This is a genomic window from Streptomyces sp. NRRL WC-3549 (assembly GCF_000721935.1).
Classification (GTDB): Bacteria; Actinomycetota; Actinomycetes; order Streptomycetales; family Streptomycetaceae; genus Streptomyces.
On sequence record NZ_KL585387.1, the window covers coordinates 10,161 to 10,727 of the forward strand.

1 protein-coding gene is annotated in these 567 nt (G+C 72.1%); it reads right to left on the minus strand.

The annotated features are described in order from the left end of the window. On the minus strand, positions 1-567 hold a 567-nt coding region (locus IH13_RS0105290), incomplete at both ends, for a trehalose-6-phosphate synthase (protein WP_031081424.1).

Below are 567 nucleotides of genomic sequence, written 5' to 3' on the forward strand. Positions count from 1 at the left end.
CTCGGTACGGGCCGAGCGCTCGTCACCGTCCATGGTCAGCGCCTCGTGCAGGGCCTCGGCCGTGGCCGACACGTCGTACGGGTTGACCACGATCGCGTCCTCGCCCAGCTCCTCGTAGGCGCCCGCCTCCCGGGACAGGACCAGGGCGCAGCCGTGGTCGGAGACGACGGGGACCTCCTTGGCGACCAGGTTCATGCCGTCGCGGATGGGGTTGACCAGGGCCACGTCCGCCAGCCGGTACGCGGCCAGCGAGCGGGCGAAGTCGTCGTCGACGTGGAGCAGGACCGGGGTCCAGTCCGCGGTCCCGTACGTCGCGTTGACGTCCTCGGCGACCCGCTGGACCTCCGCCGTGTAGTCGCGGTACACCGCGAGGTCCTGCCGCGAGGGGTAGGCGAACGCCACGTGGACCACGCGCTCACGCCACTCGGGGCGCTCCTCCAGCAGCGCCCGGTAGGCGTGGAGCCCGCGCACGATGTTCTTGGAGAGTTCCGTGCGGTCCACCCGGACGATCGTCCTGCGGTCCTCGCCGACCTGCTCGCGCAGGGTCGCCATCCGCTCGTCCCCGTC